The sequence below is a fragment of the Novosphingobium sp. FKTRR1 genome (assembly GCF_020404405.1).
Classification (GTDB): Bacteria; Pseudomonadota; Alphaproteobacteria; order Sphingomonadales; family Sphingomonadaceae; genus Novosphingobium.
The window spans coordinates 92,402-116,379 of record NZ_JAIZDA010000014.1 but is presented as its reverse complement, the minus strand read 5'-3'; the positions used below and the strand labels follow the sequence as shown (position 1 = coordinate 116,379).

The 23,978-nt window shown below is 63.4% G+C and carries 23 protein-coding genes and 2 pseudogenes; 14 read left to right on the top strand and 11 right to left on the bottom strand.

Annotated elements, in window-relative coordinates; all coding sequences use genetic code 11:
• Positions 1 to 128: 128 nt before the first annotated feature.
• From LDN95_RS14265 to LDN95_RS14250, 4 genes and pseudogenes are all read left to right on the top strand, one after another.
• A pseudogene (locus LDN95_RS14265) lies at positions 129 to 998 on the top strand (chloride channel protein); the annotation flags it as partial.
• Positions 991 to 1,392 carry a DUF190 domain-containing protein gene (locus LDN95_RS14260; RefSeq protein WP_008830660.1) on the top strand — a complete coding sequence of 134 codons (402 nt, stop codon included), beginning with the start codon at positions 991 to 993 and terminating at the stop codon, positions 1,390 to 1,392. The pseudogene LDN95_RS14265 and the gene LDN95_RS14260, both read left to right, overlap by 8 nt.
• Before the next feature lie 107 nt (positions 1,393 to 1,499).
• Complete coding sequence (locus tag LDN95_RS14255) at positions 1,500 to 2,204, top strand: universal stress protein (protein WP_226018258.1); 705 nt, start codon at positions 1,500 to 1,502, stop codon at positions 2,202 to 2,204.
• Positions 2,205 to 2,270: 66 nt separating this feature from the next.
• Entirely contained in the window at positions 2,271 to 3,584 is a 1,314-nt protein-coding gene (locus LDN95_RS14250; protein ID WP_037509278.1) for a phosphatidylserine/phosphatidylglycerophosphate/cardiolipin synthase family protein, read from the top strand.
• A 67-nt stretch (positions 3,585 to 3,651) separates the two neighbouring features.
• Here the strand turns inward: LDN95_RS14250 and LDN95_RS14245 are convergent, their stop codons facing one another.
• Genes LDN95_RS14245 through LDN95_RS14235 form a run of 3 tightly spaced genes read right to left on the bottom strand, consistent with a single transcriptional unit; the run spans position 3,652 to position 6,037 of the window.
• The gene (locus LDN95_RS14245; RefSeq protein ID WP_124810932.1) at positions 3,652 to 4,224 is read right to left on the bottom strand and encodes a DedA family protein; all 573 of its coding nucleotides are present in this window, start codon (positions 4,222 to 4,224) and stop codon (positions 3,652 to 3,654) included.
• A complete protein-coding gene (locus tag LDN95_RS14240) occupies positions 4,221 to 5,657 on the bottom strand; it encodes a YncE family protein (protein WP_048939397.1) in 1,437 nt (478 codons plus the stop codon). Before LDN95_RS14240 ends, LDN95_RS14245 begins: the two co-directional genes overlap by 4 nt.
• On the bottom strand, positions 5,654 to 6,037 hold the full coding sequence (locus tag LDN95_RS14235; protein ID WP_100239783.1) for a DUF305 domain-containing protein: 384 nt from the start codon (positions 6,035 to 6,037) through the stop codon (positions 5,654 to 5,656). Before LDN95_RS14235 ends, LDN95_RS14240 begins: the two co-directional genes overlap by 4 nt.
• 182 nt (positions 6,038 to 6,219) lie before the next feature.
• Here LDN95_RS14235 and LDN95_RS14230 point away from each other — a divergent pair, with 182 nt between their 5' ends.
• The 5 genes from LDN95_RS14230 to LDN95_RS14210 all read left to right on the top strand — a co-directional run bounded on the left by LDN95_RS14230 (position 6,220) and on the right by LDN95_RS14210 (position 10,744).
• Positions 6,220 to 6,816, top strand: coding sequence for a uracil-DNA glycosylase (locus LDN95_RS14230; RefSeq protein WP_048939396.1), 597 nt, complete (start codon positions 6,220 to 6,222; stop codon positions 6,814 to 6,816).
• Positions 6,817 to 6,899: 83 nt separating this feature from the next.
• Positions 6,900 to 7,769, top strand: a complete 870-nt coding sequence (locus LDN95_RS14225; RefSeq protein WP_048939395.1) for a LysR family transcriptional regulator — start codon at positions 6,900 to 6,902, stop codon at positions 7,767 to 7,769.
• Positions 7,769 to 8,920: a TDT family transporter gene (locus LDN95_RS14220; protein ID WP_100239874.1), complete on the top strand. Its 1,152-nt coding sequence runs from the start codon at positions 7,769 to 7,771 to the stop codon at positions 8,918 to 8,920. Before LDN95_RS14225 ends, LDN95_RS14220 begins: the two co-directional genes overlap by 1 nt.
• Positions 8,921 to 9,005: 85 nt before the next feature.
• Positions 9,006 to 10,256, top strand: coding sequence for a molybdopterin-dependent oxidoreductase (locus LDN95_RS14215; RefSeq protein ID WP_008830651.1), 1,251 nt, complete (start codon positions 9,006 to 9,008; stop codon positions 10,254 to 10,256).
• Between the two features lie 11 nt (positions 10,257 to 10,267).
• Complete coding sequence (locus LDN95_RS14210) at positions 10,268 to 10,744, top strand: hypothetical protein (protein ID WP_008830650.1); 477 nt, start codon at positions 10,268 to 10,270, stop codon at positions 10,742 to 10,744.
• Positions 10,745 to 10,974: 230 nt separating this feature from the next.
• Here the strand turns inward: LDN95_RS14210 and LDN95_RS14205 are convergent, their stop codons facing one another.
• The 4 genes and pseudogenes from LDN95_RS14205 to LDN95_RS14190 form a co-directional block, all read right to left on the bottom strand.
• Entirely contained in the window at positions 10,975 to 11,343 is a 369-nt protein-coding gene (locus LDN95_RS14205; RefSeq protein ID WP_226018261.1) for a hypothetical protein, read from the bottom strand.
• Positions 11,344 to 11,697: 354 nt separating this feature from the next.
• Positions 11,698 to 12,114: pseudogene (locus LDN95_RS23325) on the bottom strand (TniQ family protein); the annotation flags it as partial.
• Positions 12,111 to 13,034 carry a TniB family NTP-binding protein gene (locus LDN95_RS14195; protein ID WP_036526781.1) on the bottom strand — a complete coding sequence of 308 codons (924 nt, stop codon included), beginning with the start codon at positions 13,032 to 13,034 and terminating at the stop codon, positions 12,111 to 12,113. The pseudogene LDN95_RS23325 and the gene LDN95_RS14195, both read right to left, overlap by 4 nt.
• Positions 13,031 to 14,689 (bottom strand): Mu transposase C-terminal domain-containing protein, encoded by a 1,659-nt coding sequence (locus LDN95_RS14190; protein ID WP_017503293.1) that lies wholly within the window; start codon positions 14,687 to 14,689, stop codon positions 13,031 to 13,033. Before LDN95_RS14190 ends, LDN95_RS14195 begins: the two co-directional genes overlap by 4 nt.
• A gap of 191 nt (positions 14,690 to 14,880) precedes the next feature.
• Here LDN95_RS14190 and LDN95_RS14185 point away from each other — a divergent pair, with 191 nt between their 5' ends.
• On the top strand, positions 14,881 to 16,119 hold the full coding sequence (locus tag LDN95_RS14185; RefSeq protein WP_039335349.1) for a tyrosine-type recombinase/integrase: 1,239 nt from the start codon (positions 14,881 to 14,883) through the stop codon (positions 16,117 to 16,119).
• A gap of 314 nt (positions 16,120 to 16,433) precedes the next feature.
• Here the strand turns inward: LDN95_RS14185 and LDN95_RS14180 are convergent, their stop codons facing one another.
• From LDN95_RS14180 to LDN95_RS14170, 3 genes are read right to left on the bottom strand one after another with little or no spacing between them, the layout of a single operon-like run.
• Positions 16,434 to 17,312, bottom strand: a complete 879-nt coding sequence (locus LDN95_RS14180) for an AAA family ATPase (protein WP_009824028.1) — start codon at positions 17,310 to 17,312, stop codon at positions 16,434 to 16,436.
• Entirely contained in the window at positions 17,239 to 18,123 is an 885-nt protein-coding gene (locus tag LDN95_RS14175; RefSeq protein ID WP_226018257.1) for a Mu transposase C-terminal domain-containing protein, read from the bottom strand. The genes LDN95_RS14180 and LDN95_RS14175 overlap by 74 nt, the downstream gene beginning before the upstream one ends.
• Positions 18,108 to 18,638, bottom strand: coding sequence for a helix-turn-helix domain-containing protein (locus LDN95_RS14170; RefSeq protein WP_226018256.1), 531 nt, complete (start codon positions 18,636 to 18,638; stop codon positions 18,108 to 18,110). The genes LDN95_RS14175 and LDN95_RS14170 overlap by 16 nt, the downstream gene beginning before the upstream one ends.
• Positions 18,639 to 18,829: 191 nt before the next feature.
• On the opposite strand from LDN95_RS14170, the gene LDN95_RS14165 reads away from it, so the two are divergent.
• Both LDN95_RS14165 and LDN95_RS14160 read left to right on the top strand, forming a co-directional pair.
• Positions 18,830 to 19,402 carry a recombinase family protein gene (locus tag LDN95_RS14165; protein WP_021224432.1) on the top strand — a complete coding sequence of 191 codons (573 nt, stop codon included), beginning with the start codon at positions 18,830 to 18,832 and terminating at the stop codon, positions 19,400 to 19,402.
• Between the two features lie 289 nt (positions 19,403 to 19,691).
• Positions 19,692 to 20,894 carry an aspartyl protease family protein gene (locus LDN95_RS14160; RefSeq protein WP_370631692.1) on the top strand — a complete coding sequence of 401 codons (1,203 nt, stop codon included), beginning with the start codon at positions 19,692 to 19,694 and terminating at the stop codon, positions 20,892 to 20,894.
• Here the strand turns inward: LDN95_RS14160 and LDN95_RS14155 are convergent.
• Positions 20,888 to 21,307, bottom strand: a complete 420-nt coding sequence (locus tag LDN95_RS14155; protein ID WP_007406847.1) for a helix-turn-helix domain-containing protein — start codon at positions 21,305 to 21,307, stop codon at positions 20,888 to 20,890. The genes LDN95_RS14160 and LDN95_RS14155 overlap by 7 nt on opposite strands.
• 75 nt (positions 21,308 to 21,382) lie before the next feature.
• On the opposite strand from LDN95_RS14155, the gene LDN95_RS14150 reads away from it, so the two are divergent.
• Positions 21,383 to 22,009 carry a cation transporter gene (locus LDN95_RS14150; RefSeq protein WP_004212870.1) on the top strand — a complete coding sequence of 209 codons (627 nt, stop codon included), beginning with the start codon at positions 21,383 to 21,385 and terminating at the stop codon, positions 22,007 to 22,009.
• Entirely contained in the window at positions 22,009 to 23,976 is a 1,968-nt protein-coding gene (locus LDN95_RS14145) for a cytochrome c/FTR1 family iron permease (protein WP_004212871.1), read from the top strand. The genes LDN95_RS14150 and LDN95_RS14145 overlap by 1 nt, the downstream gene beginning before the upstream one ends.
• The last annotated feature ends 2 nt before the right edge of the window (positions 23,977 to 23,978 follow it).

The window sequence follows — 23,978 nt, the reverse complement described above, 5'->3', positions numbered from 1 at the left end:
CACTTGACCGACTGAAAAATCACATGTGAATAGCGGCCCGCGATCTGCTCCCCACCCGGGCGGCATCAAATCGGAACGGTGGGCGCGATCAGATCGGAATGGGTGGGCGGCATCGCCGGAATCCGCACACACCGCTGGCAGGCGCCGTTTTCGCTCTCGAAGTGCTGGCAGTCGGCCGTGTGGAATATCGGGCGCTGGTGCCGGTACTGATAGCTGCGATTGTCGGCGACTGGACCTGTCACCAGTGGGGAATCCACCACGGATTGTACCATATCGACTATCTCCAGCGCGCGGTCGGACCGATTGCCGTCGACCCGGTGCTTCTGCTCGAGGCGGGCGTTGCCGGTGTGGCGTTTGGACTGGTCGGCCTGCTGTTCTCCGAACTGTCGCACGGCTTCGGCGACTTCGTGAAGCGCCACGTCCGCTTCGGGCCGCTGCGTCCCTTCCTGGGCGGCCTGGCGGTGATCGCTCTGGTCTATCTGCTCGGTACGCGCGACTATCTTGGCCTCGGCGTCTGGGCGCCCGACGCCTCGACACCCACCATCGCCGGCTTTTTCGCGCCGGGGCCTGACTACTGGAGTTGGGCGCTCAAGCTGCTGTTCACGGTCGTGACGCTGGGCACCGGCTTCAAGGGAGGCGAGGTAACGCCGCTGTTCTTCATCGGCGCGGCGCTCGGCCACGCCCTTGGCACCCTATTCGGCGCTCCTGTCGATCTTTTTGCCGGTCTCGGGTTCGTTGCTGTCTTTGCCGGGGCAGCGAACACGCCTTTGGCCTGCACCATCATGGGCATCGAACTGTTCGGTGCTACCCATGCCGTCTACATCGCCGTAGCCTGTTTCGTCGCCTATCTGTGCTCAGGCCACAGCGGCATCTACCTGTCTCAGCAGATTGCCGTCCCCAAGCATCCGCGCATTTCCATCAGCCCCGGCATTACGCTGCGGAGCGTTCGCGCCGCGCGCCCTCAGATCACAAAGCAGGATCTTCGTAAAAATGACTGACACGGCTATTCTCACGTCCAGCGAGATCGGCATGCTGCGTATCTACATGGCGCCGCGTGATACGGCAGAGCCGCGCAAGGCATGGAAGCTGTGGTCAGCACGCCCGCTCTATCGTGAGCTTGTCGTCCAGGCCAAGGCTGCCGGTCTGATGAACGCCGTAGCCCATCATACCCATTACGGCTTCAGCAACCACGGGCCGGTGCTCGATCAGGGCGCGGAAACGAGCAATCCCTATCTGACCATGTGCGTCGAACTGATCGGCCACCGCGCCGATCTTGAACTGTTCTGCCAGCGGCATGCCGCCCTGCTGTCGACGAAGGTGGTCATCTACAAACAGCTCGAACATTGGTCGATCGAAGCCCCGGCAAGGCCGCATCAGGAGAGCAAAGCATAAAGATCCTTTCCGTCATCGTCGGAGCCGACAGCACTGCGACATGCCTCAATGCAGCCGTTCTCGCAGCGCAGAGCGTGGGGGACTGTACAATCGAAGCGCTGAATGTCGTGGTCGATCCCGGCCTGCTCGTTGCCGCCAGCGAAGAGGTCGATATGCAGCGTCTGCGCGAACATTGGGAAGGCACGGCCAGCGAGCGATCGGCCGCCTGCCACACGGCTTTCGTGGCATGGACCGCAGGAGCCGCCCAGGACGCGCCACCCGTTGCCTGGCGAACCATCGTTGGGGATGAGCAAGTCGTGGTGACGCAGGAGGCGAACAATGCCGACCTGCTGGTCGTGATCGCCCACGAGCGAAACATGGACGGCGGGGACGCCCTGCATGCCGCGCTGTTCGATAGCCAGAAACCGGTGCTGATCGTCCCGGTTTCCTGGAAGCCCCAGCCCGGTCAGAGCTTTTCGCGTGTGGCTGCCGGCTTGAGCGACTCCGATGCGGCAAGGCGCGCCATCGAGGCGGCCACGCCCTGGTTGGAAGGCGCCACTGACGTCACCGCTATTCGGATCGGCGATGCAGGTGATCCGGCGCTCAAGCTGGAAGCGCTGCTCGACGATGCAGGGATTGCGCACCAGCTCCACGTCGTGCCGCGCTCGCACGAAAACCTTGGTCAGCAACTCCTGACTGAGGCCCATCTGGCGGGAGCGGATATGCTTGTGACGGGAGCCTATCGGCATAACCAGCTGATCGAATGGTTCGCAGGCGGAACCACCCGGCACCTGCTCGCCAAGGCGGACATCCCGCTCCTGATGGTTCCCTAAGGTTGAAGGGGGCGTGATCTGACGGGCGCATCGACACGACGCAGCAGAGACAGGTAGCATCGCGCGATGATCTCCATCCCGAACCTGACGCTCGCTTATCTGCTGCTCGAATGGGCGATCCGGCTCATCATGGTGGTGGTCATTCCGGTGCGGCGTCCGCCCGAAGCGGCGCGCAGTTGGCTGCTTCTCGTGCTGTTCTTGCCGGTGCCCGCCTTCATCCTGTACCGCCTGATCGGCCGGGCCGCGTTCCCATCCTGGCGGCGGGACCGCTTCAGGCGGGCGGCGCCGGAGCGGGAGAGTGCCGGGCAGGCGCTGATGAGCAGCAAAAGCGCGCCTTCCCGGACAGCTGTGCTTGCACAATGGCTGGGCGGTTTTCCAAACTGTGGGGGCAACGCCCTCCATCTGCTTGAGGACTATGACGGCACGATCGACGCTATGGTGACGGCGATAGATGCAGCCCATGTTCGGGTGCATCTGCTGACCTACATCTTCGCAGACGACCGGACGGGACAGAAAGTCGCAGATGCCCTTGGCCGCGCACATGCACGCGGCGTCGATGTCCGCGTCCTGATCGATGCGCTGGGCTCGCGCCCTTGGGCAAAACGCAGCCTACCGATGCTGGCGGACCGAGGCGTCACTGCCCGCCTGGTCCTGCCGGTTCGCTTCGCGGCGCTTCGCCGTGCGCGAAGCGATCTGCGCAATCACCGCAAGCTGTGCCTGATCGATGGCAGGGTCGCTTTCGTAGGGTCGCAGAATATTGTGAACCGCGATTTCAAGCCCGGGATCGTAAATGACGAACTCGTAGCGCGGGTTGAAGGCCCGGTTGTCTGCGCGCTCGATGCGGTCTTTGCCAGCGACTTGTTCCTTGAGACCGAACAGACCATCGCGGCCTTGCCCGTGCCCGATGCCTCAGGCGCCTCAGAATTGCAGGCGATGCCCAGTGGGCCAGACTACCGCGTGCCCGGCTATGAGCGATTGCTCGTCGAACTCGTTCACGAGGCGCAAGAGAATATCACCATTGTCTCGCCCTATCTGATCCCAGACGAAGCCCTGCTGACCGCGCTCAAGAACGCGGTCGCACGCGGCGTCGCGATCGACCTCGTCGTTTCGCGTGTCGTGGACCAGCGGCTCGTGAACCTTGCCCAGCGATCCTATTATAGCGAACTGCTCGAGGCGGGCGTACGCCTCCACCTCTACCGCGACAGGTTGCTGCACGCGAAGAACGTATCGATCGATGGCCGCATGGCCGTCATCGGATCCAGCAATGCCGATGTTCGCTCCTTCATGCTGAATGCCGAGATCAGCCTGATCTTGCATGATGAAGCGTCCACCGGACCTCTCGCGGATGTCCAACGGGGATACATCCGCCGAAGCGACTGACTTTTGCTGGAGGAATGGCGTGATCGCCCGCGTGTTTCCCGCTTCTGCGAAAATCTAGCTCGCCTCGTCAGTCCTTTGCTGTGACCTCGCGCCTGCGGTGCCGGAAGTGTGCGGCGAGGCCGACGAGGAGCAGCACCGCGAGTACGGGCAGCAGAACATGGCCCACATCGCGGACGCGGCCAAAAGCGGCCTCGATGCCCTGACCGAAAAGGTAACCCAAGGTCACGAAGACCGTCGCCCAAACCATGGCCGCCAGAGCGTTGATGGCCATGAAGCGGGAGGCAGGAAGCGCAGTCGTGCCGATCGCGATCGGGCTGACGGTGCGCAGGCCATACAGAAAGCGGAACCCGAACACGAACAGCACCGGCCGCCGCTCGAACACATCGATGGCGCGGCGGAACGCGGCTTTCTGCTGGACGCGCTGAACGTAGCGATGATTGCGGAACCGGCGGCCGAGGGCAAAGAAGATCTGATCCGCGACGAAGGAACCGAGCGCCGCCGCTGCTATGGCGGCGGGGTACGCGATCAGGCCACGGTGGACCATCACGCCGCCCAGCACGACTACCGTCTCGCCTTCGATGCCCGCACCAAGGAACAGAGCCGCAAGGCCGTACTGGCTAAGGATCGCTTCAAGCGTCACGGCTTCTGCCGCTGGACCACCGCGCCAGCCTCATCCGGCGCGCCGGAACGGATTACGAGGAAGCGGCGCTCTGCAGGCGCGGCATCCTTGACGATCTGCCGGATCGGGCCAACCGCATTGACGATCGCCGCGCCTGCCGGATTGGTCATGAACTTGGCCAGCGGCTCGATTGTACCGGTGCCATCCTGACGTGCCGCCAGACCCAGCGTAAAGGTCTGCTTGGGCGCCAGTCCGGCGACGGCAGCCTGCAGGATCTGGACCTGCCCCTGATCGAACAGCGACACCTGGCTCTGTCCCTGACCTTCCAGGACGACCTGCGCTTTCCCCTGCGCCTTGGCGAGCGGCACGAGGTTGTCGAGGCCTTGCCCCGAAGGCACGGCGCCGGGCACATAGGCGACGCCTTGCGGGCCCTGTCCGATCGGGATCGTGGCAATGACCTTGTTCGTGGCCGTATCTATGACGGCGACTGCATCGTCATTTTCCAGCCCGACATAGATCCGGCTGCCATCGCCTGAGGGCCAGAGCCCATGCGGCAGCGCGCCGACCGGCACCGAGGCGATCTGGTCGAAAGTGTCGGTGCGGAACACCTTGACGATATTCTGCGTGCCGACCGTGACATAGGCGAACTGGCCTTTGGGAGTCCTGGCGATGTTGACATGGTTCGTGATCGGCCCGGTGTCGATCGTCTTCATCACGGCGAAAGGCGGCTTGGCGTCGAAGACCATGACCTTGCCGACGTCCTTGAGCGTCAGCCATACCTGCTTGCCGTCAGGCGTGGCGGCGATGTCCGGGCAGAACGGGCTGTCCTGCTTCACGCGGCCAACGATGCGCTTCGACCTCGTGTCGATCACGACGGTTTCCGGCGAGAAGCTGGAACAGACGTAGCCGTATTTCCCATCGGGCGAGAAGATCGTCATGCCCGGCCCATTGGGTACAGCAATACGGCCCGTCTCCTTGAAGGTGGTCCCGTCGAGCACAGCGATATAATCCTCGCCGCGCACGCTCACCCAGACTTCTCGGCCATCGGGCCGGAAGAAGGCTTCATGCGGGGAACGCCCGACGTAGGCGGTGTGCTTCACGGCATTGGTCGCGGTATCGATGAAGCTGACCGAGTTGGACCCGATCGACACGACCGCCAGTGTACGGCGATCAGGCGAGAAGCCCATGCCATGCACCAGAAGCTGGCCGCGATAGAGCGGGCTGAGATTTGCAGGCGTAGGATCGCCGAGCTTGATGACACCCAGCAGCGTGTTCGTCGACGGATCGATGACCGATACCGTGTTGGAAAACTGGTCCGAGGTGTAGAAACGGTCCTGAGCGCTGATAGCCCGATCAGGCTGGGCATTGGGAACCTGCTGCGCATTTGCCGGGAGTGCGACAAGGGCAGCCGCTATCGGCAAGGTGTACGACACGATGCTCAGCGTCTTCTTCATTTGTCGTCTCCCATGTGATGGTGCGCGCTGGCAGCGGGGCCTGTCTTTTTCGCGAGAATGTCCTGCATGACGGCGATCTCCTGCCGCTGCTCGACGATGATGCCCTGAGCCAGGCGGCGCAGGCGTTCGTCTTTTCCGTATCTGAGCTCCGCTTCCGCCATCTCGATCGCGCCCTGGTGATGGGGGATCATCATCGCCGCGAAGTCGCGGTCCGGGTCGCCCGATGGCGCAATCATCATCGCATGGTGCATCCGCTCCATGGAGGCTGCCATCTGGCTTGCAAAGCCATCGGACGATGCCGCCAGTGCGGCCGCCGATGCTGTCGCCGCGCAAAGGCCGGCCAATCCCCATAGCAGTTTCAAGTGAAGCCCTTTCGTCATGGCGTTCCGGCGATAACGCCTACAGCGGTCGCAGGTGTCATCCTCGCAGCATGCAACGGAAAAAATGCGAGCTGCCGAGGAGCAGGTACGCCAACGCAGGCGTTGCCTGTCGAACACATGGCGCAACACTCGCCATCGATCCAACCGATGATTTTTGTAGTTTCGATAGGATTTGACGATCAATGGCCTGGCTGGATGATCCCGCGTTGATCGCCGAACGCAGAGCGGCACTTGGTGCGCCGCACATTGCGCCGCTGGAGATATGGCGTGAGGGGCTCGTTGGCGCAGGACACACGGTGCCGCATTTCGACCCGTTCGATGGCGGCATAGATGCGCGCCTTCTCCTGCTTCTTGAGACGCCGGGCCCCGGGCCTGATCGCACTCGCTTCGTGTCGCGGGACAACCCATCTGGCACTGCTCGTAACCTTCGCCGTTATCTGGAAGCGGCGGGCATCGCGCGAATGGACATCGTTCAGTGGAATTGCGTGCCCTGGATCGTCCACGCCCCCGGTGCCCGCAATCGCGCGCTGCGCCGAACGGAGATTGCCGAAGGTCTCGCAACGCTTCCCGACCTGCTTGCGAAACTGCCGGGCGTGCGGGTCTGCATCTTGGCGGGCCGGGTGGCGGCGGGGGCGGAAGCACTTATCGAAGAGGCACGGCCCGATGTGTCGGTCATCACCATGCCCCACCCTAGTCCGGCCAATGTCTGCACCAGTCCTGATGTCAGCCAACGGATCGAAAGCGCGCTGCTCGCCGCCAGGAACGCACTCATCAAATGATCTTAGAACGAGATTGGAATGATATAATCAATGCGTTGGAGTGATTGATCGGGCTGCGGTATCAATGGTGACAGGAGATCACCATGACCCTTGAACAATTACGCATCTTCGTGGGCGTTGCCGAACGCGAACATATGACGCGGGCCGCCGAGGCACTGGGCGTGACCCAGTCCGCTGCCAGCGCGGCGATCGCTACGCTGGAGGCCAGGCATGACGTGCCGCTCTTCAACCGCGTGGGCCGCGGCATCGAACTGACCGAGGCGGGTCGCATGTTCCTCGATGAGGCACGCGCCGTTCTTGGCCGCGCCGCGACGGCGGAGCTTACCCTGGCCGAGTACGGCGGCCTGAAGCGCGGAACCCTGCGCCTTGTCGCCAGCCAGACCATCGCCAGCTACTGGCTGCCCTCGCGCTTGGCTCAGTTTCACAGCCGCCACCCCGCGATCCGCGTCGAACTCGCAATCGACAACAGCGAGGGTGCGGCGGCACAGGTACTGGATGGCCGCGCGGAACTGGGCTTTGTCGAAGGTTCGATCGACCAGCCCGCACTCGCCCACTGGAAAGTCGGCGAGGACCGGATGCTGCTGATCTCGGGGCAGGCTGTCGATACCATCGATGAGGACTGGGTGCGCGGCGCCAACTGGATCGTGCGGGAGCACGGGTCCGGCACACGGTCGAGTTTCGAGGATGTCCTGCGTGATCGCGGTATCGATCCGGCAGACCTGAACATCGCCATGACGCTGCCGTCCAACGAAGCCGTACGGTCCGCTGTCGAGGCCGGCGCCGGTGTCGCGGTCCTTTCCGAACTGGTGGTGCGCCGCGCGCTTGCTGCGGGGCACCTTCATGAATTGCCGCTCGCGATGCCAGCCCGTCCATTTGAGGCGTTACGCCACAAGGAACGGTATCGCACTCGGGCAGCCGACGCGCTGACCGAACTGGTCAAGGAGTTTGGATGATGACCACGGATATCAAGCCCATCCTCGAAGGGATGCGCCCGCTCAGCCGGCTCGATCACCCGCGCGAGATGATCCGCCAGTTCACGCCCAACTGGTTTGCCGCAACCATGGGCACGGGCATCCTTGCGCTGGCCCTCCCGCAGATGCCGGGCATCGGCGCTTCGCTCAAGCCGGTGGGAGAAGTGATGTGGTTCTTTAACATCGGGCTCTTCACCCTTTTTACCGCGCTCTATACCGCGCGCTGGATCCTGTTCGGCCACGAAGCGCGGCGCATCTTCGGGCACAATACCGTATCGATGTTCATCGGCACGATCCCCATGGGCCTCGCCACGATCATCAACGGCTGTCTCGCATTCGGTATCGCGCGCTTCGGCGAGGGCATCGTGCCGGTCGCCACGGTCTTGTGGTGGATCGACGCCGCCATGGCGGTGAGCTGCGGTGTGCTGATCCCGTACTTCATGTTCACGCGCCACCAGCATTCACTCGATGGGATGACGGCGGTGTGGCTGCTGCCGGTCGTGGCGGCCGAAGTGACGGCTGCCAGCGGAGGACTGTTGGCGCCGCATCTGGCGCAGGGCAGCGCACAGTTTGGGATGCTCGTCACGTCCTACATCCTGTGGGCCTATTCGGTCCCGGTCGCCTTCAGCATTCTTGCACTGTTGATCCTGCGCATGGCGCTCCACAAGCTGCCGCATGAGGGCATGGCCGCATCGAGCTGGCTGGCGCTTGGCCCGATCGGTACCGGCGCGCTGGGCATGCTGGTTCTGGGCGGCGACGCCCCCGCGATCATGGCTGGGCATGGGCTGGCCGATGTCGGCACTGTCGCCCAAGGCATCGGCACAATCGCCGGTCTGTTGCTGTGGGGCTTTGGCCTCTGGTGGCTGGCGCTCGCCTCGCTCATCACCTGGCGCTACTGGCGGGCAGGTATCCCGTTCAACCTTGGCTGGTGGGGCTATACCTTCCCGCTAGGCGTCTTCACCGTGGCAACCTTTCGCCTTGGCACGACCCTGAACCTTGCCTTCTTCGGTATCGTCGGCACCGCCCTGACCCTGGCGCTCGCGCTGATGTGGATCGTGGTGGCCGCCAAGACCCTGATCGGCGGATGGCGCGGCAATCTGTTCGTATCACCCTGTATCGCCGCTACAAACTGATCGGGCATTGCGATCAGTAACGGCGTTCTGATCGCTTGCTTCTCACAGCAGCACCCGCCACCATTTTGCCCGAGAGGATACGACCATGGACAGACTGGATGCTGAGCTCGCGGCCGAAACAAGCCGCCGCCGTTTCCTGCAGAATGCCGCGCTCGGCGGTGCAGCCATCGCTGCCGCACCCGCTCTGGCGCAAGGCATCACGCAGGGTCTGACCGACCTGCATCTCCCCGGCGGCAATGCGCAGCGCCCAATGACGAGCGCATTTCCCGGCAAAGGAAGCATGATCCTCCAGCGCGTCCATCCGCCGTTGCTGGAAACACCGATGGATGTCTTCGACCGAGATGTGTTCACCCCCAATGACCAGTTCTTCGTGCGCTGGCATTGGGCGGACATCCCGACCTCGATCGACGTCGATGCCTTCCGGCTCACTATCCGCGGGCACGTCAACAAGCCGATCGCAATCAGCCTCGAACAGCTGATGCGCCTGCCGCGGGTGGAGATGGCCGCGGTGAACCAGTGCTCGGGCAATTCGCGCGGGCTGTTCCAGCCCCGCGTCCCCGGCGCGCAGTGGGGCAACGGGGCGATGGGCAATGCGAAGTGGCTCGGCGTGCGCCTGCGCGATGTGCTCGATCTGGCCGGGGTGAAGGCGGGGGCGGTCCAGGTCCGGTTCGGGGCGCTCGATCAACCTGTGGTCGCCGGTGCCCCGGACTTCGAGAAGGCGCTCGACATCGATCATGCCCGCGACGGCGAAGTGATGATCGCCTTCGGCATGAACGGCACGCAGCTGCCGCTCCTCAACGGCTTCCCGATCCGGCTGATCGTGCCGGGCTGGTACTCGACTTACTGGGTCAAGATGCTGAACGACATCGAGGTCTTGCCCGGGCCTGATGACGAATACTGGATGGCCAAGGCCTACAAGATCCCGGCGACGCCGGGCGCCAATGTAAAGCCCGGCGCCAAGGACTTCCCAACCGTTCCGATCAACCGCATGATCCCGCGTTCGTGGGTTACCAGTCTGGGCGAAGGTCAGCGGATCGCACACGAGGCCTCGATCCCGCTCGGCGGTATTGCCATGGGCGGCGACTGCGGCGTGGCACGGGTCGATGTGTCCACCGACGGCGGTCGCCACTGGTTTGCAACCAAGCTCGGACCGGACCACGGGAAGTACAGTTTCCGGCGGTGGGACGCCCAGGTTCCCTTGCCCGGCCCCGGAAAGACGTCGCTTATGTCGCGCTGCTGGAATACGGCAGGCGTCGCACAGCCGATGGCGCCGATCTGGAACCCTGGCGGTTTCATGCGCGGCAATATCGAAACCACTACCATCGTGACGGCATAAGGAGCTTTGGCATGAAAGCGCCAACCCCAGGCATGCTGGCCGTCGGACTGCTCGGCGTGACCGTCTTCACCCTCATGATGGTGGGCCCTCCCGGCAGCTACACCCCGCTGCCCGAACCCCAATCCACAGGGCCTACACCCAGCAGCATTTCCGTGAACGGCTTTACCATGACCTCGGATACGGTCGATCTTCCTATCGATGAGCAGCAATATCCCGATGGCCCTCATGCCGATGTCATCAATGCGAATTGCACGTCTTGCCATTCCGCCAGCATGGCGATGACCCAGCCAGTGCTTTCAGCGGACCAGTGGAAGGCAACGGTCACCAAGATGAAGGATGTCTACAAGGCTCCCGTGGCGGACAAGGACATTCCGGCTATCGTCGACTATCTGACGGCGATGAGTGCAGCGCAGGATGGGGCGCCGACCGGAAAGGCTCAGGATACCGCCCCCGGCACCGCGCCGGATGCCTCCGGAGGAACGGGTTGAGGCGCCAAGCTGCGTAACGTCTGCTTTCAGGCGCTACCCTAGGAGCATTGAGCGGCGGGAATGGGCGCATGTTGCCCAATCGCGGGACGGAATGGAATTGATGAAATCCAGCAGAAGCGCCGCATTCAGGTGCGCGCCGCCAACCTCCTAAGTTAATGGACACTTGCCGCTAAAAAGCGTGCGGCCAGCTAGAGGCCAAATGCGCCTGCCATCCGTAGGCTCGCGGGTACTTAATGGCGCGAAGAGAACGCATTTCCGGCCGCGTCACGGAAGAGAGTTTTGTAGGCCGTCGAGGCGCTCCGTAACGCGGACATCCGCTCGACTTTTTCGTTCCGATGGCACGCTGCTTCCACTGTTCTTTTCAACGTCGGCGAGCACGCCTGACGATCTTGGATGAACTGTTGGAGTGCGATGCTATCGACCATCCGCGCCCATACGTCGACAACCGGCTCGTCCTCGTTTCGCACCGTTGGGTCACAGTCTGCATCGAGCATCGCGGCGCAGATTGCGATAAGGCAACGACGCATTGAGGGGCTGGCAAGCGCGAGCGGCATTTCACAGGAAGGCTCGTTGGGGCAAACGTTATCGAGCGTGAGCACAGGCGCCGCAAACCGATGTAGGAGTCTATCACGCAGTCTCCAGCGCCTGTGGGCCCTTGCGAACAGTAGACAGATTCTGGCGGATTCTTCGAGCAGCTGACCGGCTGAAGTGTCGTTGAAGCGAAATTGATCTGGGACCTTTCCCCTAAGCGCACCCCTCAGCGCGGCTTCAAAGGCTACGATATTGATCCAGATGGGCTGCGCTGCTGGCTCAAGCTCGAGCGCCCTGGGGTGCGCCCGTTCGAGGCCCCGACGGCAGCGAATACAGCACAATCTTGGCGGCCCCTGCGATGACCGCTTAATCGCCCAATGACTACTCCCGCAAGACACGCATCGATCGACGAGTGGCCAGTGGTGCCGGAAACAGAAGCCCCACGCAGCCATGGCCCAGTCCGCACGGATATAGGCGGGGCGGCCAGCGGCATAGTCCTCGGCAAGGCAACGACTGCACCAGCTCAACCGGAGGGTAAGAGCGGGCGCGAAATCTCGGCTAGGATCATCGGATGGAACGTGGTGCCAGGCTACAAAATCCGGGGTGATCCTCGGATACCGATAGCAAAGACCGAGTTCGGCGACACTGTTTTCCGTGAAGCCCTCGCTTGCGGCAAGCTCAGCGATCATCGATTTTTTTGGGTTTACATCGGGATGCCGCCAATGGCCTGCGCGATTTCGATAGGCGCGCAGCAAAGGCTCACCCGGAGCCCGCTGATCGCGCACGCGCGCCAGCCATGAACTGAGAAGTTCATCCGCGAATGGCTCCACGAAACTCATACGGTCGCCCGGCCGATTGTCCTTCGCTTGCCTGCCGACGTAAACATGGAGACGAGAGGAAGCGTCACGTCGTTGGCCTCGAAGCTTGCGGCATCAAGCATCTCGCGGCCATCGCGGATAGCCGTGACAGCGGCTGCCTCGATGAGCCGGAATATTCGGCCCGTCACACCCTGGGTGAGGGCCAGCACGCGTTGCCGCGCTTCGACGGTGTCGAGCATCGATGGGCGTCTCAGGGGCAGCAGGCCCGAGAAGCTCGCAAGCAGCTGGCGCAGGGCATGATCGTTGCGCCATGGCATCAATTCGAACGCCCCAAACCGGTCGGCAAGGTTCGGATCCATCAGGACCGCCATCCGCGCGTCCTCGGTCCCTGCGCAAACAATTGGAATTTTCAGATCGTTGGTCAAAAAGCGGATAGTATTGAGGAACACCCGCTGCTGGCGAGGAGTGCCGGCGAGCATCTTGTCGATTTCATCCAGGACGAGCACCTTGGTTTCGACTTCGGCAAGCAGTTGCCTGGCTTCCGCTCGCATCGATCGCACGGACAGTCGGCTAAGGTCGACGCAATTTAGCGCGGTCAGCACCTCGGTGTAAAATTGCTCCTCACTCGGCTCTGGCGGTATCTGCGCGAGCAACACCGGCATCTTGCTGAGCCCGGTCCTGATATCGAACTGAGGAGCGTGAAGTTTCGAGAAGCGGCTGACAATTTCGGTCTTGCCCATCCCGGTGGCGCCAAACAGTAACAGGCAGGGCATTCGCCCTCGCGGCGGATAGATTACCAGGTCTTCAAGGTGGCGGAGCGCGGCCTCAGCCTGTGGCAACGATATCCAGCGGTCGCGGCGTAGCCAGTCGATCCGGGCCTCATCGGTCAATTCGGCATACTCGCGATAAGCCGGGAAGATATGGCTGTAGAGCACGTTCATGACTGCTCCTCGATCGCGAGTGGTACAACCGGCCCGTCGAGATTTGGCGGTGTCAGCTGCGCGTTGGCCTCTTGGTGCTGGACAAAGGCCGCAGGCGGTTCGCCGCGGATGAGCGCATCGACGATGCGTTGGGTTGATCGTCGAGCTCCGCGCGTCTTCTCTACGGCCCTAAGCACAATCCTGCGCTGCGTGCTCACCATCTCGAAAAGCATCTGCTCATCGACGGCGGTTCGCCCGCGCTCTCGAAGCGCTCTCAGGGCTTGGTCGTGCTCGAACTTGGTAATTGCAGGACGCCGCTTATCGCGAAGAGGAACTGTGACATGCTCGCCGCCGGGCAGTTCGAGATAGACGGCCGAGAGGTTGAGCGGATTGTATTTGATCGGGAATTTATGAACGCTGTTCGCGACCAGCGTGGCCAAAGCGCCATGCCAGTAGAAAACGTGGAAGAGTTTGATGCCCTCGCGCCGGACCCGGCGCATCTCGAACGGGAGGAAGTCGAGCAGAAAACGTTCTTCATCGGCCGGCAGGCGCAGGGCTGCAACACGCTTACCTTGATCGTCCTGCCACGCTGTCATCGGGGGGACGCCAAGTGAGCTGTGAATGGTGCGATGATAGATTCCCACCTGGAGGGCGAACCATCGCTCGAATTCCTTGAGGGTCATGCAGGCTTTGCCCTCAGCGTCGTAGTCTCCCTTGTCCTGGATGTTGGAGAACGTAGTACCCGGAAGAAGGTGAACTTCGCCGATGGCGGTGCCGATCATGCGCTCGATGTGCCCGCCAAAGTGCGGAGTGCGCGGTGGACGGTAGTGAAGCTCGATCCCAAATTGCTGGCAGCCCCGAGTCAGCGCGCGTGAGTGAAATTCCGAGGCATTGTCGAGATGGAGGATGTCTGGCAGGCCGAAGACAGGCCATGCGAAGGTGAGCTCTCGATCGGCCAGCCAATCATTCTTGGGCAGTACTGCATGACGGATCGCCATGCCGACCGAAATCGCGGAAGGTCGTTCCAGTGAAATGTAGAAGCCGGGTATCACCCGCGTCGCTACGTCGATCTGCAGGGTCAGCGTTGGCCGCCCGACCGGTCTCCTGAGATACTCATCGACGATGATGATATCGACCAGCGTGTGGTCCATCTGTACGACCTGAAGAGGGTACTGCGCCTCGTATGAGCTGACGACGGGTCGGAAGCGGTCTGCTGCGGCTTTGGTCCCATCACGGGCGCCTGTCAGGCGTGTCCGTTCCACGGCGTTGACCCGCAGGACAACAGTTTGCCGTGCTGGAGGTCGCAGATTCTGCTCCAGGCACGAAAAGCGAATTTGACGGACCAGTTGTGCGATGGTGGGCTTTGGACGGCTGAGATAAAATTGCTCTATTTTGGCATCGATCAGGCGTTCCACCTCGCAAGGGAGGCGAGAGCGCCCTTTGGGAAATCCATCGTGCTGGTCGACCAACGAACTGGTCACTGGGTTTTCCCGGTATCTCGCGAGCAGTTCGTAAATTCGGGACCGGTTGAGGCTCAGCTTCAGGCCGGCCTCAGCAATCGCTTTGCGTCCGAGCCGGGGCTCTGCCGTAAGCGCACGAATGATAGGCTCGCGCTCACAAGCTTTGCGCCATTCTGTATGATCAACCGTCGTGAGGGCAGTGCCTGTTTCGGCCATGACCTATCCCCGATTTTCGCCAGGGACTCGTGTTGCCGGGTCCGGTCGTTTTGTAGCAGAATCGCGCTGTCAGGTCGAACGTCCGGAGGTATTCTTGTACATGATCCACGCAACTCGGCCGTTTTCTCGTCCGCCCGTATTCTTTAAGTGACAAGGTGGGCTACAAGCGCGGCTGAGGAGCGAGGCGCGTCGTGAGCACCGAAACCGCCCGGGAAGGGCCAGAAATCCCCGTAGCGCCGCCTGAGGCTGTCCTGCCGGCCGTCAGGGCGCCGGCCGACCTTGCGTGGACGATCGTGCAGATGCGCGCCGGCGAGCGCATCACCGTCAACGAGGGCCTGATCGCCGCCTATCAGGCCGCTTCATCGCCCCACAGCATCCGTGCGCTCAAGTCCGACGTCGAGGCGTTCGATGCGTGGTGTCGGCGCAACAACCGGATTGCACTGCCGGCCACGCCCGAGATCGTCGCCGACTATCTCGACGCGCGGGCAGGGCAGGGGGCCAAGCCCGCCTCGCTTGGCCGCTACAAGGCGTCGATCGCCAAGATCCATCAGCTGCTTGATCTCAAGGATCCCACCCAGGCTGATCTCGTGAAGCTGCGGCTACGCGCGATCCGGCGCGAGAAGGGCACCGCGCAGGCTCAGGCGCGTCCCTTGCGCTTCAAGGGGCCAGTGCGAGACGTGGAGCGCGACAGTCCTCGCGGACTGAATGTGCGAGCTTTGCTGGAGGCGTGCGCGGGCGATCTGCCAGGCTTGCGGGACCGAGCCCTGTTGTCGGTGGCCTATGACACGGGGCTCCGTGCATCGGAGCTCGTCGCAATCAGCATCAATGACATTCTCGAGGCGCTTGATCCCGAAGCGCGCCTCCTCGCCATCGCGCGAAGCAAAGGCGATCAGGAGGGCGAGGGAGCCACAGCCTATTTGTCGCCCCGCTCTGTGCGGGCTGTCGCGGCGTGGAGAGAGGCCGCTGGGATCGACGCGGGGCCGTTGTTCCGGCGGGTGCAGGTACGGCGCTACAAAGCGCGGGCGGCTGTGAAGGGTCGTTCGATCGACAGCATCTCGGGCCGGGAGACCTGGGATCTGCGCAAGACGCTGTCCAAGCCCGCTGTGAAGGCGCGGGTCGAGTATGACATCGGCGCCGTGGCGCTGCACCCGGGCTCGATCGGACCAATCTTTCGGTCGATCATCGGCCGCGCGTTCGACCGTGGCGCGCTGCCCGATTTGACGGCGGACGATCTGGCGCGGTTGCTGAAGGGGATCAGTGCGCACTCGACGCGGATCGGGCTCAATCAGGACCTGTTCGCCAGCGGGGAGGATTTGGCCGGCATCATGGACGCGCTGCGGTGGAAGTCGCCGCGGATGCCGCTCGCTTATAATCGCAATCTCGCGGCAGAGCAGGGGGCGGCGGGGCGCCTTATGGCGAAGATTGGCTAGTCATGACGGCCTAAATAGGTCTTTGGATGATGCCGTGCGACCACACGACGGCGGCAGGTAGATCGAGGGATTTGCGCAGCGGCAAGAACCGGAGAAGGGAGGCTGAGCCCCCGGGGTCTTGAGCTACAACGTTAAGCCTAAGAAACGGGCAGGGGCCTGGTAGCGCGTAGTGTATGAGCGAAGCCACCATCGCTCAAACTCATCAGCACAGTCCAATTTCGAAGAGGAAACAAGAAAGTGGTTCCGGAAACGGTATGGATCTTATCCTGTGTAAACGCTCGCGCTAAATGGCGGCGTTCTGATCGCGCTATTTGTCAGTTGCCGGGTCCGATGACGAGGCAATCGCGCGCGGCCTGAACGATGTCAGCGGTGACCTCCTCGACGCGGTTGAGGGTCATGATCCGCCGCATCTGCGCGAACAGGCGCTCCATGAGCCGGAAGTTGCCGCGCGTGATGCGGATCACGGCTGCCTGCGCTTCGATCGCGTCGAGTTGGGCCGGGTCGAAGCTGATCCCGAAATCGCCGGCGTGGGTCGCGAGCAGCAGCCGCATTTCGGTCTCGGTAAGCGGTTTGAACTCGTGGACGAAGCCGATCCGCGAGTAGAGCTGGGCATAGCGGGCGAGGCGCTTCTCCAAGCCCGGCATACCCATCAGGATCAGCCCGAAGCCGTGGCGATCGGCCATGTCGCGGAGATGTTCGAGCGACTTTATGGTCAGGCGGTCGGCCTCGTCGACGATGACGAGGGGGCAGGCGATGCGGGCGGCGTCATGGGTGATTTCGTCCTGCGAGCCGCCCGCGACCGTCAGCCGGGCATAGCCCAGCTTAATGAGGTTGAGGCCCAACACCGCGTCGATCGTCTTGGGCGTGTTGCTGACCGACACGGTGTAGAAGACGGCGCGGCAGCGAGCGACCTTTTCGCCAAGGAGCGCGGCAATGGGACGGAGCGCGGCATATTCCCCCAGGTCGGGGAAGCTGGAAAACTCGCGCGCCGATCGCGTCTTTCCGACGCCCGGCCGGCCATGACACACGCCGATATAGCGGTAGTGCGCGCAGGCTTCGGCAAACTCGACGAACCGGGCATGTTCGCGGGTCGCCAGGAACGGCTGCTCGACCAGGAACTCAATCGTCAGCGGCGTAGAGCCGGAGCCCTCGGTAGGTGGTGGGCCGGGAAGCCGTATCCTCTTGGTCGCCATCGAAGGTCTCCGTGGGGGCAGGCACCTGCTTGTCGCGCTCCTTCGCGCCGCGCCGGGCGCGCTGGATCGCGCGCAACGACGGGTGCCCAGCGTGCTCGGAGCTGAGCGCACGGCAGACGAACCGGCCCTGGTGGTAGACGTGGATCTCGGTCAGGTCGCGGGGGTCATAGACCGCCTCGACCTGCTCGCCGACGAAGGCCGCGAGCGTGGGTTCGACATAGCGCCTGCCCATCAGACGGATGCCGTCGCGCAGCACTTTACGGGGCTTGGGCACGTGCACGAGCAGCATGTCGAGCTGTTCAAGGCTGTCGGGCATTGCGGGCAGGAACCCGCCCTTCTGCCAGCGCGTGATCGGCGGTTCGCCGGTGCTGCCATGCGGGCGACGATGATAGACGCCGCACACGAACGCCTCGAAGCGGGCGCGCAGCTCGTCGAGCGTGAGCACTGGCGCCGACAGCGGCTTGCCCGCGATCAGGTGGCCGGGCAGGTCGGGCAGGAACATGTCGTTGATGGTGCGGAACAGCCGCTCGATCTTGCCGCGCCCGCGAGGACGCCCCGGCAGCGAATGGATGAGGCGGATTTTGAGGGCGATGCACGCCTGCTCGATATGCTCGGAGATGAAATCCGAGCCGTTGTCGACGTAAAGCTGTTCGGGAATGCCGCTGACGATCCATTCGGGATTGGGCTTGCGCCAGATCGCCTGCCGCAAGGCGAGCGCCGTGTTGAGGGCACTGGGGGCATCGAGGCTGAGGAAGTAACCGGCGATGGCTCGGCTGTGATCGTCAACGATGACGGTCAGCCAAGGACGCACCGGGTTCCGGCATCATCGAGCACGAGAATGTCGAGAACGGTATGATCGGCCTGCCACATCTCGTTCGAGGTCGCGGCTTCGCGCCGATGCACTAGCTCGTGCTGGTCGCGGTAGACGGCCGGATCGGAGGCTGCGGCGATCTGGCTTGCCGGTATCGCCCTGACGACACGCGCGACGGCCGCATAGCTGGGGGTTCGGTGTCCATGCGCGATGGCGAGTTCCTGCACCTTTCGGTGAATGGCGGCGACCGGGGGTCGCGGGCGCTTGGTGGCGAGAGTGCGGGTCAGTTCGACCAGATGTTCCGGCAGGTGCAGCCTGCCCCGATCGTTGCGCGGCAGACGCGCGAGACCGGCAAGTCCTTCGGCACGGTAGCGCCCGAGCCAGCGCTGCAACGTCCGCTCGCTCAGCGTGCCGGTGCGGGCGAGGTCCGCGAGCGGGATGCCATCGGCGAGGTGCGGTTCAAGGACGCGGTAGCGCTCGATCGCCAGCGGCGGGACAAGCGCCGGATGCGTCACCGCCGACGGTCCGTGTCGCAGGTAAGGAAAACGGAGATTTGCCTGCCCATCGCCATGCGAGTCCGCTCGCGTTGCCAAACCGGCCTGTTCGACGTAAATCTACCCGGTAAAGAAAACTAGGGCAACATAGACCTGCCGATGACGACTTTCTTCCCAAACCGCGCCCGATCGGGGCGCCACCGGCCCTACGCATGAAAATCGGTTACGCCCGCGTATCGACCGCCGAGCAGAACCTGGACCTCCAGCGTGATGCGCTGAAGGCTGCCGGCTGCGAGAAGGTCATCACCGACAAGGCCTCCGGGGCGACTGCCGCTCGCCCTGGATTGGAAAAGGTGAAGGAGCTGCTTCGCGCCGGCGACACACTGGTGGTCTGGCGCCTCGACAGGCTCGGCCGCTCGCTCCGTGATCTGATCGGATGGATGACCTACCTCGACGAGGAAAAGGTCGGGCTGCTGAGCCTGCACGAGGCGATCGACACGACCACCACGTCGGGCAAGCTTACCTTCCACCTGTTCGGGGCATTGGCGGAGTTCGAGCGCAACCTGATCCGCGAGCGGACCCAGGCCGGTCTCACCGCAGCCCGCGCTCGCGGCAAGAAGGGTGGCCGGCCGGCCGCACTCGGCAAGGAAAAGCGCGACCTGCCCGTCAGGCTCTACCACGAGAACACGATGCCGATCGCCAAGATTTGCTCGATGCTCGGCATCTCCAAGCCAAAACTCTACGCCTATGTGCGATCGGCCGAGACCAAGCCGGTAGCCGCGTAGCGACGCTCGCCGACAAATAGCGCGATCAGAATGCCGCCACTTAGCGCGAGCGTTTACACCGTTTGCGGTCCCGATCGGCCCAGCGTCCCCCGGAACCGTTCGTTATCGGGAAGGCATCTAAGCGGTCTGCACCATCCTTCATCTAAAGTTCTCCAAGCGCTTCTGAGGATTTTCGGGCGCACCAAAAGCACTTGCTCCTCCAGTGGCTGGAGCATGTAACCGCAATTTGCTCTCCTGCGGACGGGGGGCTGGAGGTGGCTTTTTGACGGCCCGTGTTGAAGCAATCGGTATGTCTCGACGCTCATTAGTGGCGCGGCTGGTGGCCTGTGGAACCGGCTTGGTGCTCGGTTCTCCAACGCTCGCGCGACAGACTTCCCGGTCTGCGGGCTCGTGGAACTTCGGTGCGGCTCACCTCGAATGGGAGCCGCTGGAAGTCGGCACGGGTGATACCCTCCTTGTTTCGGCACAAGTGCGCGGAGTGCCGGTGCGGGCGGTGCTCGACAGTGGCAGCGGCGCGTCGATCATGAGCACGGCGCTCGCGGCGAAGCTCGGCTTGAACGATGGTGAGCGGCGCATGATTAGCGGGCTGAGCGCCAAGGCCCCGGTGCTGCTGGTCCGCGACATCGACGTACAGCTCGCCCGCGAAACCCGTCGCTTACCCTTTGCCGTCGTTGGTGATCTGAGTTCAGTGTCGGCGGCCTTCGGACGACCGATCGATATCCTCCTCGGTGCCGATATGTTCACGGGTAGCTGCATCGCGCTCGATTTCGCGAAAAGGCGTATGGCGGTCGTCAAGTCAGGCACGTTTCTCGCCGGTCCCGACTGGCGCGCTGTCGCGCTCGGGCGCGGTGCCAAGCAGGAGCTGTTCATTCGAACTTCCGTCTCGGGTTTGCCTCCCGTGCCCTTGATGATCGATCTTGGCAGCTCGGCCGCGCTGATGCTCTCGTCGGCCTATGCCCGCGATCAAGGGCTGTTGAACGGGAAGCTCGTCTCGACCGCGGCGATCGGCGGCGTCGATGGTGTGCGTATCAACGATGCTTTCACGATCCAGAACATCAACATCGAAGGGCTTGGCGTCTCGAACGTCCCCACACTCGGGATGAGAGCTTGGCTCTCCACCAGCACGGTTGGCAATGTCGGCCTACCGCTGATCGCTCAATTCGACGTGGTGTTCGACGTGACCGCCGGATTCGTGTGGCTCCGGCCACTCGGTCCTCGTCGTCGCCTGCCGATGCTGAAGGACCGTAGCGGCCTTGGCCTCGCAGCCTCACCAACGGCGCTCACCGTTGTTCATGTGGCGGCGAACAGTCCCGCGGAAAAGGCTGGCTGGGCGGTCGGCGACCGGATCGTGGCGGTGAACGGCCATTCGATCGATGCGAACTATACGCGTGGGGAGCTCTGGCAAGTGCGCTCCCGGCCTGCTGGCACCCTCGTAAAGCTGACGATGGCCTCGGGTGATGTGCGCGAGCTCAGGCTGGCCGATTATTATTGATCGGCTTGAGGGTGGCCTTTGCCGATCGCCTTCATGATCCGACAATCGGCCATGCGCGCCTTGGTGCAGCTCTGGCTGAGCATTGCCAACTCATCCCGCAACACCGCGAGTTGCGCCAGTCTCTCCTCCACATCCTTGAGGTGCTGAGCAGCGATAGCTGAGGCGGCACCACAATCCTGGTCCGGGTTCTGCGCCAGCCCCATCAACGAACGGATCTCGTCGACGGAGAAGCCAAGCCGGCGACCGTTGCGGATGAAGTGCAAACGCTCAATGTCACTGGCATCGTAGGTTCTGCGACCCGACGCCGTGCGAGGGGCGGATCGGAGCAACCCGATCGACTCATAAAAGCGGATCGTCGTCACCTTCGTCGAGGTCTCGCTGGCGAGCTGCCCAATCATCACCGGCTTCATCATGCCATCCTTGCTTATGCGAACGTGTCGCACATTTCGCTTGCTTCTACAGCGACTGGAGGTGGTAAGGAAGGCCGCATGAATGCTTCTACCGAAAGCTGCGGGTGCCACGGGGAGCCCGCGCGCGCGCAAACCGATCCGGCCTATCGCCGTGCGCTGCTGACCGTCGTGGTGCTCAACCTCGGCTTCGGAGTCGCCGAGCTGTTCGGCGGGTTCATCGCCGATAGCCAAGCGCTGAAAGCGGATTCCCTCGATTTTCTCGGGGACGGGTCGATCAGCCTTATCGGTCTTCTCGCGCTTGCCTGGTCCGCACGGGCGAGGGCAAAGGTCGCGCTGACGCAGGGGTTGTTTCTCGGTGCGCTTGGCGTGGGCGTAATCGGTTTCGCGATTTGGCGCGCCCTGAACGCAACCGCGCCCGATGCCGAACTGATGGGCACAATCGGCGTTGTCGCGCTCGCGATCAATGTCGTGTCCGCCTTGGTGCTTGCGCGTTTCCGGGAAGGGGACGCCAATGTTCGCGCGATCTGGCTGTTCAGCCGCAACGACGCGCTCGCCAACGTGGCGGTGATCGCCGCGGCCGGTCTGGTGGCGTGGACAGGAAGCGCCTGGCCGGACCTCGCCGTCGCCGGCCTCATCGCCCTCCTGTTCCTCCACTCCGCTTATGAAATCGTCACTGGCGCTCGGCGCGAATTGGGAGAGCGGTAGTGCGTCTGCTCGCGTTGATCCGGGCAATGCTCTCGTTGCGGCTGCTCTCCGCGCTCGCGGCGCTGCTGATCCCTGCTGCGGCAATCGCCGAACCCGGCGACGTGCAAACCGCATGGCGGCTGCTCGACTATATGGCCGTCGATTATGGCGGCGCGGTCGCCAACGGTCGGATCAAGAGCACGTCGGAATATGCCGAGATGACGGAGTTCGCCGCGTCGGTCTCGACACGGCTTCAGGGCCTGCCGGCGAAGCCGGAGCGTCAAGCCCTCATCCAGCGGGCTGCCAACCTCCAGGCGGTGATCGCGGAAAAGGGACCGACTGAACAGGTGGCAACATTGGCGCACGGGCTCGCGGCCGATCTGTTGCGCGCCTACCCGGTGCCGCTCGCGCCCGATAAGGCTCCGAACCTCGTCTCCAGCGATGCCCTGTTCCGACAATCCTGCGCGTCCTGCCACGGGATGACGGGCAACGGCCGTGGCCCTGACGCCGCCAAGCTCGCTACGCCCCCGATTGCTTTCACCGATGCCGAGCGCGCGCGCCAGCGCAGCGTGTTCGCGCTCTATCAGGTGGTGACGCAAGGCATCGACGGGACCGCGATGCAGAGCTTCGCCGATCTGCCCAACGATCAGCGCTGGGCGTTAGCATTCCGAGCCGGGAGCTTCGCCTTCACGGATGCGCAGGCGCGCGAAGGCGAGCGGCTTTGGAAATCCGACCCGACCCTTCGCCGGCGCATTCCGGACCTGAAAACCCTGGTCGCGCTCACCCCGGCCGCGCTCGGCGCGGCGATCGGCGACGCCAAGGCTGACCCAGTGCTCGCGTTCCTGCGTCGTCATCCCGAACAGGTGATACAACAGGCTCCCGGCTCGCTCGCGGTCGCCCGCGCCAAACTCGCCGAAAGCGTGGCGGCTGCGCGGCGCGGCGATGCGCGCATGGCGAAAGAGCTGGCGCTGTCGGCCTATCTCGATGGGTTCGAGCCGATCGAGCCAACACTCACCGCGCGCGACGCGACGCTGATGGGTCGAATCGAGGGCGCGATGGGGGAGTTCCGCGCCTCGATCGACCGGGGCGCGTCGCCCGATGATCTCGCGGAGAAGGTCGCAGTACTGGGCGGCCTTTTCGACGATGCGGAAGCGGCGCTCGCGCCTGATGCCGCCACCGAAGCGTCCACGTTCCTGGGCGCGTTCACGATCCTGCTGCGTGAAGGGCTCGAAGCCCTGCTCATCGTTGTCGCCATGATCGCGTTCCTGCGTAAAGCCGAGCGCGGCGAGGCGCTGCGGTACGTGCATGGCGGCTGGGTCAGCGCGATCATCGCGGGCGGGATCACCTGGGCGGTCGCCACCTATGCGATCGGGATCAGCGGTGCGAGCCGGGAGCTGACGGAAGGGTTTGGCTCGCTGTTCGCCGCGGTCGTGCTGCTCTCGGTCGGGATTTGGATGCACGGCAAGGCGCAGGCCGATCAGTGGCAGCGCTATATTCGCGAGAAGATGTCGCGGGCGCTCTCGGGCGGGTCGGGCTGGTTCCTGTTCGGGCTGGCGTTCGTCGTAGTTTATCGCGAGGTCTTCGAGACGATCCTGTTCTATGCCGCGCTTTCGGCGCAAGGTGACAACGGGATGCTTCTCGCGGGGGCCGGGTCGGCGATTGGACTGCTCAGCCTGATCGCTTGGGCCATGCTTCGCTACAGTCGCAAGCTGCCGATCGCGCAGTTCTTCCGCTATAGCTCCTGGCTCATGGCGGTCCTGACCGTCGTGCTGGCGGGTAAAGGCGTCGCCGCGCTCCAGGAAGCCGGCCTTATCAACATCGCACCGCTCGCGGACGTGCCACGGCTGTCGATGCTCGGCGTGTTTCCCACTTGGCAATCGGTGCTGGCGCAACTCCTGATGGCGGTCGCCATTGCGGTCGGGTTCGCCTGGAACGGGCGCGACCGATCCCGCTCGGGTTCCGGCTCAGTGACCCTTGGTTCGAATTAGTG

Coding starts and splice junctions, on each gene's coding strand:
- LDN95_RS14260 (WP_008830660.1), top strand. CDS start 991: ATGACTGACACGGCTATTCTCACGTCCAGCGAGATCGGCATGCTGCGT.
- LDN95_RS14250 (WP_037509278.1), top strand. CDS start 2,271: ATGATCTCCATCCCGAACCTGACGCTCGCTTATCTGCTGCTCGAATGG.
- LDN95_RS14240 (WP_048939397.1), bottom strand. CDS start 5,657: ATGAAGAAGACGCTGAGCATCGTGTCGTACACCTTGCCGATAGCGGCT.
- LDN95_RS14235 (WP_100239783.1), bottom strand. CDS start 6,037: ATGACGAAAGGGCTTCACTTGAAACTGCTATGGGGATTGGCCGGCCTT.
- LDN95_RS14230 (WP_048939396.1), top strand. CDS start 6,220: ATGGCCTGGCTGGATGATCCCGCGTTGATCGCCGAACGCAGAGCGGCA.
- LDN95_RS14225 (WP_048939395.1), top strand. CDS start 6,900: ATGACCCTTGAACAATTACGCATCTTCGTGGGCGTTGCCGAACGCGAA.
- LDN95_RS14220 (WP_100239874.1), top strand. CDS start 7,769: ATGACCACGGATATCAAGCCCATCCTCGAAGGGATGCGCCCGCTCAGC.
- LDN95_RS14215 (WP_008830651.1), top strand. CDS start 9,006: ATGGACAGACTGGATGCTGAGCTCGCGGCCGAAACAAGCCGCCGCCGT.
- LDN95_RS14210 (WP_008830650.1), top strand. CDS start 10,268: ATGAAAGCGCCAACCCCAGGCATGCTGGCCGTCGGACTGCTCGGCGTG.
- LDN95_RS14195 (WP_036526781.1), bottom strand. CDS start 13,034: ATGAACGTGCTCTACAGCCATATCTTCCCGGCTTATCGCGAGTATGCC.
- LDN95_RS14190 (WP_017503293.1), bottom strand. CDS start 14,689: ATGGCCGAAACAGGCACTGCCCTCACGACGGTTGATCATACAGAATGG.
- LDN95_RS14180 (WP_009824028.1), bottom strand. CDS start 17,312: ATGGCGACCAAGAGGATACGGCTTCCCGGCCCACCACCTACCGAGGGC.
- LDN95_RS14165 (WP_021224432.1), top strand. CDS start 18,830: ATGAAAATCGGTTACGCCCGCGTATCGACCGCCGAGCAGAACCTGGAC.
- LDN95_RS14160 (WP_370631692.1), top strand. CDS start 19,692: ATGTCTCGACGCTCATTAGTGGCGCGGCTGGTGGCCTGTGGAACCGGC.
- LDN95_RS14155 (WP_007406847.1), bottom strand. CDS start 21,307: ATGATGAAGCCGGTGATGATTGGGCAGCTCGCCAGCGAGACCTCGACG.
- LDN95_RS14150 (WP_004212870.1), top strand. CDS start 21,383: ATGAATGCTTCTACCGAAAGCTGCGGGTGCCACGGGGAGCCCGCGCGC.